Annotated in this window: 16 protein-coding genes; 5 read left to right on the plus strand and 11 right to left on the minus strand. The window is 66.3% G+C overall.

Annotated elements, in window-relative coordinates; translation table 11 throughout:
• Positions 1-39: 39 nt before the first annotated feature.
• The 4 genes from AZH51_RS12855 to AZH51_RS12870 all read right to left on the minus strand — a co-directional run bounded on the left by AZH51_RS12855 (position 40) and on the right by AZH51_RS12870 (position 2,675).
• Positions 40-468 carry a putative toxin-antitoxin system toxin component, PIN family gene (locus AZH51_RS12855; protein WP_291524902.1) on the minus strand — a complete coding sequence of 143 codons (429 nt, stop codon included), beginning with the start codon at positions 466-468 and terminating at the stop codon, positions 40-42.
• Complete coding sequence (locus AZH51_RS12860; RefSeq protein ID WP_291524904.1) at positions 465-707, minus strand: ribbon-helix-helix domain-containing protein; 243 nt, start codon at positions 705-707, stop codon at positions 465-467. The genes AZH51_RS12855 and AZH51_RS12860 overlap by 4 nt, the downstream gene beginning before the upstream one ends.
• Before the next feature lie 188 nt (positions 708-895).
• A complete protein-coding gene (locus tag AZH51_RS12865; protein ID WP_291524906.1) occupies positions 896-1,849 on the minus strand; it encodes an LLM class F420-dependent oxidoreductase in 954 nt (317 codons plus the stop codon).
• Positions 1,850-1,859: 10 nt separating this feature from the next.
• Positions 1,860-2,675: a sugar nucleotide-binding protein gene (locus tag AZH51_RS12870; protein WP_291524908.1), complete on the minus strand. Its 816-nt coding sequence runs from the start codon at positions 2,673-2,675 to the stop codon at positions 1,860-1,862.
• 139 nt (positions 2,676-2,814) lie between these two features.
• Here AZH51_RS12870 and acnA point away from each other — a divergent pair, with 139 nt between their 5' ends.
• Positions 2,815-5,604, plus strand: a complete 2,790-nt coding sequence (acnA, locus tag AZH51_RS12875) for an aconitate hydratase AcnA (RefSeq protein ID WP_291525010.1) — start codon at positions 2,815-2,817, stop codon at positions 5,602-5,604.
• A 128-nt stretch (positions 5,605-5,732) separates the two neighbouring features.
• Positions 5,733-6,365, plus strand: a complete 633-nt coding sequence (locus AZH51_RS12880; RefSeq protein WP_291524910.1) for a nucleotidyltransferase family protein — start codon at positions 5,733-5,735, stop codon at positions 6,363-6,365.
• A gap of 290 nt (positions 6,366-6,655) precedes the next feature.
• Here AZH51_RS12880 and AZH51_RS12885 read toward each other — a convergent pair whose 3' ends face one another.
• Both AZH51_RS12885 and AZH51_RS12890 read right to left on the minus strand, forming a co-directional pair.
• Positions 6,656-7,210 carry a GNAT family N-acetyltransferase gene (locus AZH51_RS12885; protein WP_291524911.1) on the minus strand — a complete coding sequence of 185 codons (555 nt, stop codon included), beginning with the start codon at positions 7,208-7,210 and terminating at the stop codon, positions 6,656-6,658.
• A gap of 60 nt (positions 7,211-7,270) precedes the next feature.
• A complete protein-coding gene (locus tag AZH51_RS12890; protein WP_291524914.1) occupies positions 7,271-7,894 on the minus strand; it encodes an alpha/beta hydrolase in 624 nt (207 codons plus the stop codon).
• Positions 7,895-8,145: 251 nt separating this feature from the next.
• On the opposite strand from AZH51_RS12890, the gene AZH51_RS12895 reads away from it, so the two are divergent.
• Together AZH51_RS12895 and dxs are read left to right on the plus strand one after the other, a co-directional pair.
• The gene (locus AZH51_RS12895; RefSeq protein WP_291524916.1) at positions 8,146-9,489 is read left to right on the plus strand and encodes a C39 family peptidase; all 1,344 of its coding nucleotides are present in this window, start codon (positions 8,146-8,148) and stop codon (positions 9,487-9,489) included.
• Between the two features lie 65 nt (positions 9,490-9,554).
• Entirely contained in the window at positions 9,555-11,423 is a 1,869-nt protein-coding gene (dxs, locus tag AZH51_RS12900; RefSeq protein WP_291524918.1) for a 1-deoxy-D-xylulose-5-phosphate synthase, read from the plus strand.
• A 3-nt stretch (positions 11,424-11,426) separates the two neighbouring features.
• On the opposite strand, the gene AZH51_RS12905 is transcribed toward dxs, so the two are convergent.
• The gene (locus tag AZH51_RS12905) at positions 11,427-12,185 is read right to left on the minus strand and encodes a glycerophosphodiester phosphodiesterase (RefSeq protein WP_367188049.1); all 759 of its coding nucleotides are present in this window, start codon (positions 12,183-12,185) and stop codon (positions 11,427-11,429) included.
• Positions 12,186-12,218: 33 nt separating this feature from the next.
• Here AZH51_RS12905 and AZH51_RS12910 point away from each other — a divergent pair, with 33 nt between their 5' ends.
• Positions 12,219-12,524: a DUF2316 family protein gene (locus AZH51_RS12910; protein WP_291524920.1), complete on the plus strand. Its 306-nt coding sequence runs from the start codon at positions 12,219-12,221 to the stop codon at positions 12,522-12,524.
• Positions 12,525-12,527: 3 nt separating this feature from the next.
• Here the strand turns inward: AZH51_RS12910 and AZH51_RS12915 are convergent, their stop codons facing one another.
• The 4 genes from AZH51_RS12915 to AZH51_RS12930 form a co-directional block, all read right to left on the minus strand.
• Positions 12,528-12,878 carry a hypothetical protein gene (locus AZH51_RS12915; protein WP_291524922.1) on the minus strand — a complete coding sequence of 117 codons (351 nt, stop codon included), beginning with the start codon at positions 12,876-12,878 and terminating at the stop codon, positions 12,528-12,530.
• A gap of 235 nt (positions 12,879-13,113) precedes the next feature.
• Positions 13,114-14,679, minus strand: coding sequence for a UDP-N-acetylglucosamine 1-carboxyvinyltransferase (locus AZH51_RS12920; RefSeq protein WP_291524924.1), 1,566 nt, complete (start codon positions 14,677-14,679; stop codon positions 13,114-13,116).
• 109 nt (positions 14,680-14,788) lie between these two features.
• Entirely contained in the window at positions 14,789-16,897 is a 2,109-nt protein-coding gene (locus tag AZH51_RS12925) for a 3-hydroxyacyl-CoA dehydrogenase NAD-binding domain-containing protein (RefSeq protein WP_291524926.1), read from the minus strand.
• Between the two features lies 1 nt (position 16,898).
• The gene (locus AZH51_RS12930) at positions 16,899-18,140 is read right to left on the minus strand and encodes a thiolase family protein (protein WP_291524927.1); all 1,242 of its coding nucleotides are present in this window, start codon (positions 18,138-18,140) and stop codon (positions 16,899-16,901) included.
• Positions 18,141-18,189: the final 49 nt, after the last annotated feature.

The following is an 18,189-nucleotide window of genomic DNA, read 5'->3' on the forward strand; positions in this document are numbered from 1 at the left end:
CTGGTTCCTACGTTCGCGGCGTCAGAGTTGCATGGGCAGTCAGAGTTTCAGGCGAGTCAGCACCTCTCGCGGTGTAAGAACCGCGACGGCGAGATTCTCGGCCGCGTGTAGGTCATCGTCGCCGGTGGCAATCACGTCCGCGGCGGCACGAAGTGCAAGAGCTACGAGGTAATCGTCCTTGCGGTCGCGCGTAGCCCGGGGTGGATCAGGAATGTCCGCGTGCCACTCACCGAGTCGACGCATCTGCTCCTCGAATGCGGCGCCGGCTCCCGGTTTCACGTACTTGGCCAGCTTGGGTCGGCCGAGCACGTCAATCACCTCGCCTACCAAGTGCGCGGTCACAATGGGAACAAGGGTGCCGTCGTCAATGAGGCCAAGAATGGCTCCGGGAGCGCCAGAGGGCGTGATCGTGGTGGAGATGAACACGTTCGGGTCGATGACGATTCGACGCGGTGGTGCACCCGTCACCCCGCGGTGCGCTCCGAACGGGCAGCCGCGAGTTCGGCCTGGGCCAGCGCCATCGCCTCGTCTTCAGAGATTTCTTCGCCAGTCCGGTATGCGGCCATGGTCTCGGCCAAGCGACCACCTCCGAGGCCGCGTCGGATGGCCGCGGCCAGCACTTCGCTGCGAGATTGTCCAGACTCCGCCGCCTGAGCGTCAAGCAACTCAACGAGGTCGTCGTCGACGTTGACCGGAAGAATGGTCATTGCAGGACTCCCCTCGGCAGGCTGGCGGGATTGGTGCGTTCGCATTCTATCCGCGTGAGTACGGCGGTCGGCTGACCATGTGCGGGTATACCGCGACTTCGTCTCGTCGCGGTTTCGTCAACAGTTGCGGTGTCTGGGCTTGATCACCCAATGATTGGTGGTGGTTTCGTCAATTGTCGAGGCGTGCCCTACGACTGGTTCAACGGTGCCAGCGCTTCGCCGAGTTGGGTGACGCGGCCCTCGACGTGACCGTTGGCGATCAGGTTCACCGTCACCCCGTCGACGCCGCGGTCGAGCAGCGACTGGACACCAGCCGCCACCTCCGAACTGTCGCCGATCAGCACCGACCCAGCGCGCTGGCCCGCCTCCGGGTGATCCGCGACGAACGCGTCGAACTCCTGCTGCGCCTGCTCGTGGGTCGGGGCGATGCAGGCGCTGGCCTGGATGCTGACAGTGATCTCCGAGCGGTCGCGGCCGAGGCGTTCGCAGTGACCGGCCAGCGCGTCCAGCTTGCGCGGGATCTCATCCGGTGCGCAGATCAGGTTGGACTCATCGCCGTACTGCGCCACCAGACGCAGCGTCTTCTTCTCGCCGGCGCCACCGATCAGGACCGGGATCGGGCTGAGCGGTGCGGGGTGGTTCATCGCGTCATGGACTGTGTAGTACTTGCCCTCAAGAGACGGGTTCTCGCCGCGCAGCATCCCGGTAAGGATCTGCAGCGATTCCTCCAGCTTCTCGAATCGCTCTGTGAACGTGTCGAATTCGTAGCCAAGACTGTTGTGTTCGAGCTCGAACCAGCCGGCACCGATACCTAATTGGGCGCGGCCACCGGACACCACATCGAGCGCCGTCACTTCCTTGGCCAGCAGCGTCGGGTTGCGGTAGGTGTTGCCGGTGACCAACGCCGACAGCCGCACGCGTTCGGTGTGCTGCGACAGCGCCGACAGCAGCGTGTAGCACTCGAGCATCGGCTGGTCCGGAGAGCCGATCATCGCCAGTTGGTAGAAGTGGTCCATCACCAGGACCGTGTCGAAACCCGACGCCTCGGCCTCGCGGGCCTGGCGCACCACGGTCGGAAACAGCTGATCGGGCGCGCTGTCGGGGTAGCTGAAGTTGGGGATCTGGTAGCCCAAACGTGTCATGTCTTCGACGCTACTCGCGCAGGAACTCCCGCGCGCCGCGCAATCGGGTGGCCAGGCTGGCCTGTGTAGCACTGCTGTCCAGACGTACGTCGCGTGGTCGCCACCGCTCCATGTCCTGGGTTCGCGAGGGGAGGCAATCGGGATCCAGCCCGTCACGGGTCGCGATCAGCTGGCCCAACTCGAGCCGGGACACCGCATCGGCGCCTCCCACGTGGTGGATGCCACTGCGATCGCCCAGGGCCAATTCCAGCAGCGCAGACGCGAGATCGGCCACGTGCACCGGGCAGCGGAACTCATCGGTGAACAGGAATCCCGCACCGCCAGAAGCCAGTTCGTGCACGAACTGCTCCGGCTGCGACCGGCCGTCGGAGCTGATGATCAGCGACGACCGGGCGATGATCGCGCCCGGGTCGATCGTCGCAACGGCGACCTCGGCGGCTGCCTTCGCTGCGCCGTACGGGGTAATAGGAGACGGATCGTCGCTCTCGAAATAGGGGGAGGGTTGACCCGCGAACAGCGCGTCCGAACTCACGTGCACCAGGCGGGCACTCACGGCAGAGGAAACGCTGGCGAGCCGGGCGGCACCCAGCGCGGCGACCTGCCAGTCCGCGCCGGCGTACGCCGCATTGATGATGATCTCGGGCCGCACGTCGGCGAGAACGTCGCTGACGTCTGAGGGGGAGCGCAGGTCCAGATGCCGCCACGTCACCCACGGCTCCCCGGGCCACCTCGCGAAGGTGCCGACCGGATCGTGACCCTGCTCGAGGCAGCGCAGCAGCAACTCGCCACCCAGCAGACCGGTCCCGCCGACGATGAGGATGCGCACCCGCCGATCGTAGGGCCGCAGGGCTGCCGGGACGCCGGTCGCGGTGGGAGGATCGGAGGGAGCCACACCCCACGTCAGGTTAGGTCTGCCTTCGCTGAAAGACCGCGGGCCGATGTGAGAACATTATCTTGACGTCAAGATAAATCGATCGGACGAAGGAGTCGTCGTGAGCAGCGACAGCTTTGGTGCCAAGGGCACGCTGGAGGTAGGGGACAACTCCTACGAGATCTACCGGATCAACACCGTCGAGGGGAGTGCGACGCTGCCGTTCAGCCTGAAGGTGCTGCTGGAGAACCTGCTGCGCACCGAGGACGGCGCTAACGTCACCAAGGAGCAGATCAGCGCCCTGGGCAGCTGGGACGAGAACGCCCAGCCCGACACCGAGATCCAGTTCACCCCCGCGCGCGTGATCATGCAGGACTTCACCGGTGTGCCGTGTGTTGTGGACCTGGCCACCATGCGCGAGGCCGTCGTCGACCTCGGCGGTGACGCCACCAAGATCAACCCGCTGGCTCCCGCCGAAATGGTCATCGACCACTCCGTCATCATCGACGTCTTCGGCCGCCCGGATGCCTTCGAGAAGAACGTCGAGATCGAATACGGCCGCAACCGCGAGCGCTACCAGTTCCTGCGGTGGGGCCAGACCGCGTTCGATGACTTCAAGGTCGTCCCCCCGGGCACCGGCATCGTGCACCAGGTCAACATCGAGCACCTCGCCCGCACCGTCATGACCCGCGACGGCAAGGCCTACCCCGACTCCTGCGTCGGCACCGACAGCCACACCACCATGGTCAACGGCATCGGCGTCCTCGGCTGGGGCGTCGGCGGTATCGAGGCCGAGGCGGCCATGCTCGGCCAGCCGGTCTCGATGCTGATCCCGCGCGTCGTCGGCTTCAAGCTGAGCGGCAAGATCCCCGCTGGCGTGACCGCGACCGACGTCGTGCTCACCATTACCCAGATGCTGCGCGAGCACGGTGTGGTCGGCAAGTTCGTCGAGTTCTACGGCGAGGGTGTCGCGTCCGTGCCGCTGGCCAACCGCGCCACCATCGGCAACATGAGCCCCGAATTCGGTTCCACCTGTGCGATTTTCCCGATCGACGAGGTCACGCTGGACTACCTGCGCCTGACCGGCCGCTCGGACGAGCAGGTCGCGTTGGTCGAGGCCTACACCAAGGAGCAGGGCCTGTGGCACGACCCGTCGGTCGAGCCGCGCTTCTCCGAGTACCTCGAGCTGGACCTGTCGACGGTCGTCCCGTCGATCGCCGGCCCGAAGCGCCCGCAGGACCGCATCGTGCTGGCCGAGGCCAAGGACTCCTTCCGCAAGGTGCTGCCGACGTACGTCGCGCACGAGGAAGGCCCGGCCAAGGACGATGAGTCGTTCCCGGCGAGCGACCCCGGCGACCTGGCCGGTTCCGGTGGGGAGAAGCCGAAGAACGGTACGGCGAACGGCCGGGCCTCCAAGAAGGTCACCGTGACCGACGGTGGCAACACCTTCGAGATCGACCACGGCATCGTCGCGATCGCCTCGATCACCTCCTGCACCAACACCTCGAACCCGTCGGTGATGATGGCGGCCGCGCTGCTGGCCAAGAACGCCGTCGACAAGGGCCTGGCGTCCAAGCCGTGGGTGAAGACGTCGATGGCCCCCGGTTCGCAGGTCGTCACGGGCTACTACGAGAAGGCGGGTCTGTGGCCCTACCTGGAGAAGCTCGGCTTCTACCTGGTCGGCTACGGCTGCACCACCTGCATCGGTAACTCCGGTCCGCTGAACGACGCGATCTCCGCAGCGATCAACGAGAACGACCTCGCGGTCACCTCGGTGCTGTCGGGTAACCGTAACTTCGAGGGCCGGATCAACCCCGACGTGAAGATGAACTACCTGGCCTCGCCGCCGCTGGTCATCGCCTACGCACTCGCGGGCACGATGGACTTCGACTTCGACACCGACCCGCTGGGTCAGGACAAGGACGGCAACGACGTCTTCCTGAAGGACATCTGGCCCAGCCCGGACGAGGTCGAGTCGACCATCGCCTCCTCAATGGACCGCGACATGTTCATCAAGGACTACGCCGACGTCTTCGCCGGTGACGAGCGGTGGCAGTCGCTGCCCACCCCCGAAGGTGACACCTTCGAGTGGGCGGAGGACTCGACGTACGTGCGCAAGCCCCCGTACTTCGAGGGCATGGCGCACCAGCCCAGCCCGGTCAGCGACATTTCCGGCGCGCGCGTGCTGGCCAAGCTGGGTGACTCGGTGACCACCGACCACATCAGCCCGGCCGGTTCGATCAAGGCCGACAGCCCGGCGGGTCAGTACCTCACCGAGCACGGCGTGGAGCGCAAGGACTTCAACTCCTACGGCTCGCGGCGCGGCAACCACGAGGTCATGGTCCGCGGCACGTTCGCCAACATCCGGTTGCGCAACCAGTTGCTGGACGACGTCGAGGGCGGTTACACCCGCGACTTCACCCAGGACGGGGCGCCGCAGGCGTTCATCTACGACGCCGCGGAGAACTACGCCAAGGCCGGCACGCCGCTGGTGGTGCTGGGTGGCAAGGAGTACGGCTCCGGATCGTCGCGTGACTGGGCCGCCAAGGGCACCCGGTTGCTGGGCGTGAAGGCCGTGATCACCGAGTCGTTCGAGCGCATCCACCGCTCCAACCTGATCGGTATGGGCGTGCTGCCGCTGCAGTTCCCGCAGGGCGAGAACGCCGACTCCCTGGGCCTGGATGGCACCGAGACCTTCGACATCACTGGCGTGAAGGCGCTCAATGAAGGTACGACGCCGCGCACCGTGCACGTGAAGGCCACCAAGGAGGACGGCTCGGTCGTGGAGTTCGACGCGGTGGTGCGCATCGACACTCCCGGAGAGGCCGAGTACTACCGCAACGACGGCATCCTGCAGTACGTGCTGCGTTCGCTGGTGAAGTAGGCCCGATTACGTACGCCGCGAAGGGGAGTCCCGCTGGGGGGCTCCCCTTCGTCGTGCTTGGGTGAGCCCGTTGACGTATGGCAACTATAGTTGCTGAACCTCTACTATAGTTGCCATAGGAGGTAGTCGTGGACTCACGCCATCCGCTAGCAGTCATTACGCCCACCCTGGACGGCGACGTCTTGATGTGTCTGGCGCGCGCAGAGGAGAGCTTCACCCCGGGGCAGCTACAACGAATGCTGCCTGACGCTTCGGTGCACGGTATCCGGAAGGTCCTCAATCGGCTTGCGGCTCAAGGAATTGTGGCGACTTCGCGGGGCGGAGGCGCTGCGGTCATGTATTCGCTGAATCGGGATCACCTCGCCGCGAATGCCGTGATGGATCTGGTGTTCCAAGCACAGCGGTTGGCTGATCGGCTTGAATCCGCGCTGAGTAGATGGCAGGTAAAGCCCTGGTACGCGGCCCTTTTCGGTTCATGGGCGCGTGGATCCGCGCAGGGAGATTCCGATGTAGACATTTTCTTGGTCCGGCCGGCCGCAACCGACGACGAGGTGTGGGATGCGCAGGTGCTCGACCTCGAGCAGGCAGTCACGAAGTGGACCGGAAATGATGCGCAATGCTTCACGGTCGACCGAGCAGATCTCAAGTCTCTGAACAACGATCCGGTTCTTGGCTCGATTCAACACGAAGGGCTCACTCTCCACGGGAGCAAGAGTGACTTCTCGCGCCAGTTCCGGGCCGTATCTCCGCAGCGCGCATGAGGACAAAGCGCTCCAGCCCGGCGGTGATCGCGGGACGTCTCGCCAAAGCCGCCCAGTTCGCAGATGTCGCGCGCGGCCTGACCACTGATTCGGAGGCGGACTCGGCGGACGCATTCGTCGCGCTTGCAGTGCTGTCGGGAATCGCATCGTCTGACGTGATCTGTTGCGTTCGTCTTGGCGAATACTCCAGCGGGCAAAGCCATTCCGAGACGGTGTCCTAGAGACCGCAACACGCCTCAGCTAGGTCCGAGACCGCGCTTTCTACACCCGGTCGAGCAGCCAGGCGTGACTCACCAGTTGGTGCGATCGGTTGCCAACGCGGCGTACGCATATCCGTCGACCCAGCCCAACTCGTGATGCCACGAGTCCTGCACGCCATGCCGCTCGCGGCGCATGCCAGCCTTCTCCAGCACCCGGGCGGACGCACTGTTGTCGGCGAAACACCCTGCGGTGACACGGCGTAGACCAAGATCGACGAACGCCGCGTGCAGTAGTCCCCGCGCGATGGCGGTCGCCACTCCGCGCCCGGAGCACGCCGGCCGCACGATATAGCCGATCCCCGCCTCCGTCCCTTTGGGCCAGCCGGGCTGATGCATCCCGTCGGCGAGTTCGAGGAATCCCATCCCCACGGCGCTGCCGTCGAGGATCGCCACACAGGAGAAGTCGGTGTCGCTGGTGGCGACGGCCGACCACTCGGCCCGGAAGGCCTCCGGATCAACGTGGGTCCGCAGCATCCACCGGTTCACGTCCGGCAGGTTCCGGAACGCCAGGAGGTCCTCGATCTCAGAGGCCGATGGATAGCGCAGGGTCAGTCCATCAACCAGTTTTGGCCAGGGTCGCGGCATGCGACTCATCCTGCGAGCCGCCAGGATCGCTGTCGACCGATTTTCGACCCAGGTGGCGGGTCAGCCGACTGGCCGGACCGCCTCGGCCAGCCGATCGGCGTACTCATCGGGTTGTTCGATGTAGGAAAAGTGGCCGGACCGCTCGAACGAGACGACCTCGCCGCCGTCGACCTGCGAACGGAAGGCATCGATGATCGCCGGTGGACAGACCAAATCCTTGGATCCCACGAAAAGGTATGAACGGCAGGCAAGTTGGGCCAGACGAGGTGTGCGATCGCGGTAGAGGTCCCCAACAAGCGGTAGGTGGCTGACGCCTTTGGCCCAGTCCAGGTCGGTGGGAGCCTGGCTGGCAAGTTCAAGGTAGGTCGCCAGGCCGTTCTCGTCATAGGTGAACAACCGCAGGTAGTCCGGGCCCAGTTCCTGCATGGCAGACAGCACCTGCGGGTCGAACATCAGCCGCTGCGGCGACTGCGCTGCCCTGCGGCAGATCCCGGCCGCCTCCGACTTGCCGGCAGCTTCCAGGAGACTTGCGGCGACTGGCAGTCGATAGCGGTCCGTGGCGTCGCAGTCCCACGAGGGGCAGTCGAAGACCGCCACCTGGATCGACTCCGGATGCTGGAGCGCATAGTCCAGCAGGTAGCCACCGCCGGCGGAATGACCCACCGCGCTCCACCAGCCGGTCACCGACGCTGGTCATGAAGTCCCAGCATGAGTTGCCGGGGCCACCGTGGACGAAGAGAACCGGCACAGCATCTCGTGGCCCGCGGTCATCGACGTACACATGGACATCGTTGATCTCGATGAGGCCGCTCACGCACGCTCCTTGGTCTGCCGGATGGTCCCCAGGGTGTTTTCAGGCCCGGAAGTCCCCAGCGTAAGAACTTTCGGTGTCCAATAGGTGATTGGAAACAATTTCCCGACCGGAGGTTCGCACTGTGTCTGCTCCATCGTCCCGTCAGTCCGTCCGCAGCAGCGTCGCTACGGGTCGTCTTCCCAACCTCAGCCGTCGTCAGCTCGTCGTCGGGGGCGGTGCCCTGGCCGCCGGTGGACTGCTGCTCGGCGGGCCGGCCGGAGCGGCATCTGCCACAACCCGGGCGGTCACCAGCACCGATCAGAAGATCGCCAACCACCACTTCCGCGCACCGTTCGATTTCCTGCGTGGCAGTCGCGACGGCGCCATCCCGACCCGGCTGGGCCTGCGTCTTGGCCACACCAGCAAGACCCGCACGTACGCCGATCTGGCCCCTGGCAGCCCCACCGTCACCTATGACTACGGCTCCTGGACGTCACCGTGGCTGAGCAGTGGTTTCGCCCTCAACGAGTTGATCAGTTCGTGGAACGCCGACACTCCGAACGGCACCTGGATCGAGTCCCAGGTCCGCGGTGTGGATGAGACCGGGACGACCTCCGACTGGTTCGTGCTGGGTCGCTGGTGCAGCAACGACCTGGCCGACGGTGGCGCGATCAGCCGCACCTCGGTCGACGACCAGGCCACCGACATCGCGACCGTGTGGACCGACACGCTGCACGTCTACAGCGGCCACACCTTTAGCAAGGTCCAGTTGCGAATCCTGTTGATGCGCAAGGCCGGAACCCGGTTGACCCCAACCGTCAGCTTCTTCGGTGCGGTCGCCTCGAACCTGCCGGACGACGTACCGTCGACCAGCTCGTTCGGGCTGCGCAGTGGGATCGCGCTCCCGGTACCGCCCTACTCCCAGGAGTTGCACGAGGGGCAGTACCCGCAGTGGGACAACGGCGGCGAAGCGTGGTGCTCGCCGACGTCGACCTCGATGGTGGTCGCCTACTGGCGCCGTGGCCCGTCCGCCAAGGACCTTGCCTGGGTCGAGCCCAAGGTGGACCCGCAGGTGGCGTACGCCGCGCGCAACACCTACGACGCGGCGTACGAAGGATGCGGCAACTGGCCGTTCAACACGGCGTACGCCGGGCGGTGGGGTCTGGAGGCGTACGTCACCCGGCTGCGCAACCTGCGGGAGGCCGAGCCGTTCCTCCGTGCTGGCATTCCGCTGATCACCTCGATCGCCTTCGAGCCCGGCGAGCTCGACGGTGCGGGTTACAGCACCGACGGTCACTTGATGGTGCTGGCCGGCTTCACCGACAAGGGCGACGTGGTCATGAACGACCCCGCTAGTCACCTGATCAAGTCCGATGCAGCCGTCCGCACGACCTACCGGCGCGACCAGTTCGAGAAGCTCTGGCTGGCGGCCAGCGGCGGCACGGCGTACGTCATCCACCCGCCCCACCTGCGCGCCAGGCACTGAGGGAGCCGCCCAGCGGGCGCGCGCGTCGTAGACTCAGGGGACTTTGAGGAAAGGCGTGCGTACCTGTGGGACTGCTCGACGGCATTAACGGCCCGGCCGACGTCAAGGCGATCCCGGCGGAGAGGTTGGACGATCTCGCTGCGGAGATCCGGACGTTCCTGGTGGAGTCGGTGTCGCGCACCGGTGGTCACCTGGGACCCAACCTCGGCGTGGTCGAGCTCACCATCGCCCTGCACCGGGTCTTTGACAGTCCGAAGGACGCGATCGTCCTGGACACCGGCCACCAGTCGTACGTGCACAAACTGCTCACCGGTCGGCACGACTTCTCCAAGCTGAAGAAGCAGGGCGGTCTGTCGGGTTATCCCAACCGCGCTGAGTCCGAGCACGACGTCGTCGAGAGCTCGCACGCCTCTACGTCGCTGTCGTGGGCAGAGGGCATCGCGAAGGCACGCGTGTTGTCCGGCCAGAGCGACCGGCACACGGTGGCCGTCATCGGAGATGGCGCGCTCACCGGCGGGATGGCCTGGGAGGCGCTGAACAACATCGCCGTCGACACGGATCTGCCGCTGGTGATCGTCGTCAACGACAACGAGCGGTCCTATGCCCCGACGATCGGTGGGCTCGCCGATCACCTGGCAGCGCTGCGCACCACCCGCACCTACGAGCGGATGCTGGACTGGGGCAAGGACACGCTGCAGCACACACCGGTCGTCGGACAGGCGATGTTCGAGACGCTGCACGGGGTGAAGAAGGGCCTGAAGGACATCGTCGCCCCGCAACAGGGGATGTTCGAGGACCTGGGGCTGAAATACGTCGGGCCCGTCGACGGACACGACGTCGGTGCGGTCGAGCAGGCGCTGACCCGCGCACGGGACTTCGGCGGCCCCGTCCTGGTGCACGTCATCACCCAGAAGGGCCGGGGCTATCAACCGGCGCTGGAGGACCTGGCCGACCACATGCACGGCATCGGCAAGATCAACCCGGAGACCGGGCTGCCGTTCGAGGTGTCGGGGAAGATCTGGACGGACGAGTTCGCCGAGGAGATGGTGCGCGTCGGCCAGGAGCGTCCCGACGTCGTCGCGATCACCGCTGCCATGCTGATCCCGGTCGGGTTGGACAAGTTCGCCGCGGCCTACCCCGAGCGGGTCTTCGACGTCGGGATCGCCGAGCAGCACGCGGTCACGATGGCCGCCGGACTGTCCTTCGGCGGCATGCATCCGGTCGTCGCGATCTACTCGACCTTCCTGAACCGGGCCTTCGACCAATTGCTGATGGAGGCCGCGCTGCACAAGCAGGGCGTCACCCTGGTGCTTGACCGCGCAGGGATCACCGGCTCGGACGGTCCGTCGCACAACGGCATGTGGGACATGGCGATCGCCTCGATCGTGCCCGGGCTGCGCCTGGCTGCTCCCCGCGACGGCCAGCAGGTCGTCCTTCAGGTGCGCGAGGCGCTCGATGTTGACGATGCACCCACGGTGGTGCGTTTCCCCAAGGGTGACGTCGCCGAGCCGCTGACGGCCGTCGCCCAGCGCGGAGGGCTCGACGTCCTGCTGGACACCCCGGACGCACCCGATGTGCTGCTCGTCGGAGTGGGTGCGATGTGTGCGACAGCTCTCGGTGTCGCGGAAAAGCTTGCGGCGCAAGGGATTACCTCGCGAGTCATCGACCCGCGGTGGGTGCTGCCCATCGCACCGGCTCTGGTCGAGGAGGCCCGCGCCGCCGGCCAGGTGGTCGTGATCGAAGACGGCCTGGTGACCAACGGGGTGGGGCAGGCGCTGGGCTTCGCGTTGCGTGATGCTGCCGTAGCCACCCCGTTGCGCACGTTCGGTGTGCCGCAGGAATTCCTGGAGCACGCCTCCCGTGGGCAGGTGCTGGACGCCATCGGCCTGACCCCGGACGTCATCGCGACGAAGCTGATCGCCGACCTGACCTGAGCCTCAGTCGACCCACTGACTCCGCTGGGTCAACACGTCCTTCAGCAGGTCGGCGCGATCGGTAAGGATGCCGTCGACACCCAGGTCCAGCAGTCGTGCCATGGTGTCCGCGTCATTCACCGTCCACACGTGCACCTTCACTCCGGCGGCGTGTGCCCGAGCAAGCAGCGACGGCGTGAGGATCCGCAACCGGCCGTGCCACTCGGGGATCTGCAGGATGTCGACTCCACCAAACGGCCTGTGCCGCAACGGTGTCCAGCGCAACAGTTTGGCGCCCGCGATGACCGACTGCCCCGCTGAGGTCACCACTGGTTGCGACAGCCGGGCCAGCACCGCCCGGCGCCGTTGATCGGAGAAGGCGGCCACACAGACGCGGTCGTGCGCCCGGTGTTTCTCGATGGTCGCGGCTAGGGGGCCGATCGCCGTACCTGCCTTGCAGTCGATGTTGACCCGCAGATCGGGCCAGGTCTCGAACAGCTCGTCCAGGGTGGGGATGGGCTGGGTGCCGCCGATCCGGGCTTGGCGTACGGCGCTCCACGGCAATGCGTTGATCGCCCCTGACCCGTCGCTCACCCGGTCCAGGGTGTCGTCATGGAAGGCGACCAACACGCCGTCGGCGGTCGCGTGCACATCGGTCTCGACGTACCGGTAGCCCAGGTCAACGGCCGCAGCGAAGGCGGCCCGGGAGTTCTCCCAGCCGTCACGGGAGAAGCCACGATGCGCCATCGCGATCGGGGCGGGCCAATCGAGGAAGCCGCTCACGCAGGGATTATGTCGCGCGGATACGCTCGCGGGGTGTCACTTAACCAGCAGGAGATGGTGATCACGAGCAGCGAACTGCAGGCCAACCTGTCGCTGTGCGGACTCAGCGTCGAGCAGGTCGCCGCGGACCTGGTGCTCGCTCCTGACTATGTCCGTTCACTGCTCGCACTCTCCGGCGCTCAGGATCCGGCCGACGTGTGGTTGCTGCGGGACTACCTCGAGCAGGCGGTGGTCGACTCCGGCGGGACGCCACGGCCGTTCACCGTGCTCACCGAGGACAGCCGGCACCTGGCGCGCCGCTGGTTCCGGCTGCGCGAGGCGCCGCGCCACGCGTGGTGAGGTTCAGGCGAAGGTGATCTGCAGGTCCGGGTTGCGCACCGCGGCGCGCGCCGCGGCGGTGCGGTGCCAGGCCGCGGTGTACCCCGCATAGCGTGGCAACGCCCGGATGAAGGAGCGGTCATCGGTGTAAACCGTCACCTGCTCCTGCTCGGACATTCCGCTCACGACGGCGTCAGTGAACCGGCCGATAGCCTCGACGACTTCCTGCAGGTCGTCGGGCAGGCGTTCGTCGCCGGCAAGAATCCGGCGAAGGCGCGGTACGTCGATCTCGAGCAGCCGTGCCGCGGCGACCTCGGACAGATCCAGCAGTTGCAGTGCACCGGTCAGTTCGGCCGATCGCAGAAGTGTTGCCATGTCACCAGCGTGGCAAACAAGTGACCTGCGTCACGTCCTACGAAGCGACTGAAATTCATCCTCTTTTTAGCGGAGGTAAAGGAGTCGTTCACTTGCGCAATCGTTCCGCGGCCTCCGGCTGCGCGCTCCGCCGCGCGATTAATCAATCGCGGAGCTGTCTGCCGCGATTCGTCGACCTCGCTGCTACGGCGCCGACTCCGCTGCGCTCCGTCGACACCTACGCGCTCGCTCCTCCTCAATCGCGGAAGGCTTGTATGTCCGCGCCGATCTCGTTCAGCCGCGAGAACAGCTCCTCGTAGCCACGATTGATCACGTAGATGTTGCGCAGCACGGACTCGCCGGGCGCCGCCAGCATCGCCAGCAGGATCACCACTCCCGGGCGCAGGGCCGGCGGGCACATGATCTCCGCCGAGCGCCACTTGGGTGTCGGGCCGTTGATCAGGATCTTGTGCGGGTCCATCAACCGCACGTTCGCGCCGAGCGTCCCCAGCTCGGTCAGGTAGATCGCGCGGTTCTCGTAGACCCAGTCGTGGATCAGCGTCTCGCCGTTGGCCATCGCAGCAATCACCGCGAAGAACGGCAGGTTGTCGATATTGACGCCGGGGAACGGCATCGGGTGGATCTTGTCCTTGGGCGCGGTCAGCGTCGAGGGGATCGTGGTCAGATCCACCAGGCGCGTCGCGCCGTTGGCCGAGGTGTATTCGTCGCTGGTCTCGTACTTCAACCCCATGTCGGCCAGGATCGTCAGCTCGATCTCCATGAACTCGATTGGCACCCGGCGGATCGTGATCTGCGAGTCGGTGACGATCGCCGCGGTCAGCAGCGACATCGCCTCGATCGGGTCCTCCGAGGGGCTGTACTCGATGTCCACGTCGATCTCTTCGACCCCGCGAACGGTCAGCGTCGTCGTCCCGATGCCCTCGACCTGCACACCCAGTTCGCCCAGGAAGTAGCACAGGTCCTGGACCATGTAGTTCGGGCTGGCGTTGCGGATGATCGTCGTGCCCGGGTAGCGCGCGGCGGCGAACAACGCGTTCTCGGTGACCGTGTCCCCGCGCTCGATCAGGATGATCGGCCGCGTCGGGTGCACCGAGCGGTCGACCTTGGCGTTGTAGTGCCCGTCGCGCGGAACCACGTCCAGCCCGAAAGACCGCAGTGCGTGCAGGTGCGGCTCCACCGTGCGCTCACCCAGGTCGCAACCACCCTGCATCGGCAGCTTGAACTCATCGAACTCGTGCAGCAACGGCCCGAGGAACATCAAGATAGTGCGCGTACGCCGAGCCGCGGCTTCATCCATCGCCTCCAGTTCCAGCCGGGCCGGGGGAGTGATCTCCAGATCAGAGGAGTCCGGCAGCCAGCGGGTCTTCACTCCGATGGAGTTGAGCACCTCGGTGATCCGGTTGACCTCTTCGATCCGGGCCAGGCTGCGCAGGGTCGTCTTGCCCTTGTTCAGCAGCGCGGCGCACAGGCAGGCGACTCCGGCGTTCTTGCTGGAGCGCACATCGATCGTGCCGGACAGCTGACGACCACCATTGATCCGCAGGTTGATCGGCCGGTTCGGATCGGGCAGTCCGACGACGTCGGTGTCCAGGGCCTCACTGATCCGGGTCAGCATCTCCAGACTGACGTTCTGCTTGCCCTGCTCGATGCGCGCGATCGCGCTCTGGGACGTCTGCAGCGCCTCGGCCAACTCGGCCTGCGTCAGCTTCTTGTGCATCCGCGCGTCACGGACCAGACCTCCGATACGCGACAGCGTCTGCGCCGTCGATTCGGAGGCAGTAGTCGTCAAGGTGTCGGTCATGCGGACCAATGTAACTCATATATGAGATAAGGCCGATCGCCCGACACGCGTGTGTCGGGCGATCGGCCTCAACGGACTGGGTCATATGCCCCAGGTGGTATGACCAGGGTCACGCACCGGTCGGCACGGAGGCAACGCCCGCCGGCAGGAAGCGCTGTCCGTTGACCTTCTCGGAGACGCCGAGACGGTCCAGCAACGGCGTCACGCCACCGTTCCAGAACGGGAATCCGGCGCCGGTGATCATCGCCAGGTCGATGTCCTGGGGCGCCGCGACGACACCCTCCTTCAGCATCAGGCCAACCTCCTGCGCCAACGCGTCCAGCGTCTGCTCCCGCACCTGCTCGCTGGTCAGCACGACCGGGTTGGCCGGTGCCTCGAACAGTTCCAGCACCGACGGGTCGACCTTGCCGTCGGGACCGTAGAAGCCGGGCTTCTTGGCCTCGACGACCTTCGCCAGGTTCGGCGAGGTGTAGAAGCGGTCGGGGAAGGCGCCGTGCAGCGTCTCGTTGTTGTGCAATGCGATCGCCGGACCGACCAGGCCGATCAGCACGAACGGCGGCATCGGAGCGATCCCGGCGAACGCCGCGTCCGCGACCTCGATCGGGGTGCCCTCGTCGACAATCTTGCCGACCTCACCCATGAACCGGCCCAGCAGGCGGTTCACCACGAACGAGGGCGAGTTCTTGACCAGGATGCAGGTCTTACCCAGACCCTTGCCGGTCGCGAACGCCGTCGCCAGGGTGGCGTCGTCGGTGTGCTCGCTCTTGATGATCTCCACCAGCGGCATCACGGCCACCGGGTTGAAGAAGTGGAAGCCGACGACCCGCTCCGGGTGCTTCAGGTCGGCCGCCATCTCGGTAATGTCCAGCGACGAGGTGTTCGTGGCCAGGATGCACTCGGGGGAGATGACCTCCTCGCACTGGGCGAAGACCGTCTTCTTGACCGACATCTCCTCGAACACGGCCTCGATCACGAAGTCCGCGTCCGCGAACGCCGCCTTGGACGTCGAACCGGTGACGATGCCCTTGAGGAAGTTGGCCTTGTCCGGGTTGACCCGGCCCTTCTCGGCCAGCTTGTCGACCTCGGCGTGCACGTACGCCACGCCCTTGTCGACGCGGTCCTGGTCCAGGTCGGTCAGGACGACCGGCACACCGAGCCGGCGGGCGAACAGCAACGCCATCTGGCTGGCCATCAGGCCCGCACCGACGATGCCGATCTTGGTGACCTTGCGGGCCAGCGACTTGTCGGGAGCGCCCGCCGGCCGCTTGGCCCGCTTCTGCACCAGGTCGAAGGCGTACAGGCCGGCGCGCAGCTCGTCGGACATGATCAGGTCGCCCAGCGCCTGGTTCTCGGCTTCGAACGCGTCCTCGCGGGTCGCCGTACGGGCCGAGGCGATCAGGTCCAGCGCACGGTAGGGCGCCGGAGCAGCGCCACCCACGCGCGCATCGACCTGCTTGCGCGCCTCGGCGAGCGTGCCCTCCCAGGTCGCCTCGCTGAAGTCGACCTCCGGGCGCTGCACCTGCTCACGGCCGGCGATCACGTCGGCGGCGAACTTCAGCGAGTCCTCCAGGAAGGTGACCGGCTCGAAGATCTTGTCGGCGACGCCGAGCTTGAATGCGGCCGGGCCGTTCAGCATCCGGTTGTTGGACAGCGGGTTGGAGACGATGAGCGTCAGAGCGTTCTGTACGCCGATCAGCCGGGGCAGCAGGTAGGTCCCGCCCCAGCCGGGCACCAGACCCAGGAAGCACTCCGGGGTCGCATACGCCGGGACACCGGAGGAGATGGTGCGGTAGTCGGCGTAGAGCGGCAGCTCGACACCGCCGCCCATCGACGCACCGTTGATGAAGCCGAACGTCGGCACCGGCAGGTCCGCCAGCTTGCTGAACGTCGCGTGGCCCATCCGCGCGATCTCCAGCGCCTGGTCCTTCGAATAGATGGCCGGGACCGCGGTCAGGTCGGCACCGACGGCGAAGATGAACGGCTTGCCGGTGACGCCGACACCGACGATCTCCTTGGCCGCGGCGCGCTCGCCGATGGTGTCCAGGGCTGCAGACAGTTCCGAGAGGCCCTGGGCGCCAAAGGAGTTGGGCTTGGTGTGGTCGAACCCGTTGTCGAGGGTGATCAGCACGAAGGTGCCCTCACCGCCGGGCAGGGTGATGTCCTGCACGTGCGCGTGGGTCACGACCTCATCGACGGTGGGAAGTGCGGTGGTGGTCATGTCAGGCAACCTCTCCCGCAGCAGCGGAGCTGCTGACGCTCGAAACGTAGTCCTTGTGGTGCGGGTTCTCCCAGATGACGCTGCCGCCCATACCCAGGCCGATACACATCGCGGTCAGGCCGTAGCGCACCTCCGGGTGCTCCTCGAACTCCCGGGACAACTGGGTCATCAGCCGCACACCGGAGGAGGCCAGCGGGTGGCCGGTGGCGATGGCGCCGCCCCACGGGTTGACGCGCTCGTCGTCCTGGTCGATACCGAAGTGGTCCAGGAAGGCCAGGACCTGCACGGCGAACGCCTCGTTGAGCTCGAAGAGGCCGATGTCCTCGATCGTGAGGCCGGTCTTCTCCAGTGCCTTCTCGGTCGCCGGGACCGGGCCGACACCCATGACCTCGGGCTCGACGCCGACGAAGGCGTAACCCACCAGGCGCATACCGATCGGCAGGCCGAGTTCGGTCGCTGCTTCCTCGGAGGCCAGGATGCACGCAGTCGCACCGTCGTTGAGGCCGGCCGCGTTACCCGCGGTCACGTGCCCGTGCGCGCGGAACGGGGTCTTCAGGTGCGCCAGGTCCTCCAGCGTCGTACCCGGACGCGGCGGTTCGTCCTGTACCGCCAGACCCCAGCCCTTCTCCTGGTGCTGGGTCGCAACGGGCACCAGGTCGGTCTGGATCTTGCCGTTGGCGTAGGCCTTGGCCAGCTTCTCCTGGCTGCCGACGGCGAACGCGTCGCAGCGCTCCTTGGTGATGGCCGGGAACCGGTCGTGCAGGTTCTCGGCCGTGGAGCCCATGACCAGGGCGGAGGGGTCCACGATCTTCTCGGCGACGATGCGCGGGTTGGGGTCGACGCCCTCACCCATCGGGTGACGGCCCATGTGCTCGACGCCGCCGGCGATCGCCACGTCGTACGCGCCGAAGGCGATCGAGGAGGCGGTGTTGGTGACCGCGGTCATCGCGCCGGCGCACATCCGGTCCACCGAGTAACCCGGGGTGGACTTGGGCAGGCCGGACAGCAGAGCAGCGGTACGACCCAGGGTCAGGCCCTGGTCGCCGATCTGGGTGGTCGCCGCGATGGCGACCTCTTCGACCTTCTCGGCCGGCAACTGCGGGTTGCGGCGCAGCAGGTCACGGATGCATTTGATGACGAGGTCGTCGGCGCGGGTCTGGGCGTAGATGCCCTTCTCCCCGGCCTTGCCGAACGGGGTACGAACCCCATCGACGAATACGACTTCCGAGAGCGTGCGGGGCACGGTGCCTCCAACGGTGAGACGACGGGAACGCCCCTATCCTATCGCCCTT

The sequence above is a fragment of the Branchiibius sp. NY16-3462-2 genome, from assembly GCF_001594145.1.
Lineage (GTDB): Bacteria > Actinomycetota > Actinomycetes > Actinomycetales > Dermatophilaceae > Branchiibius.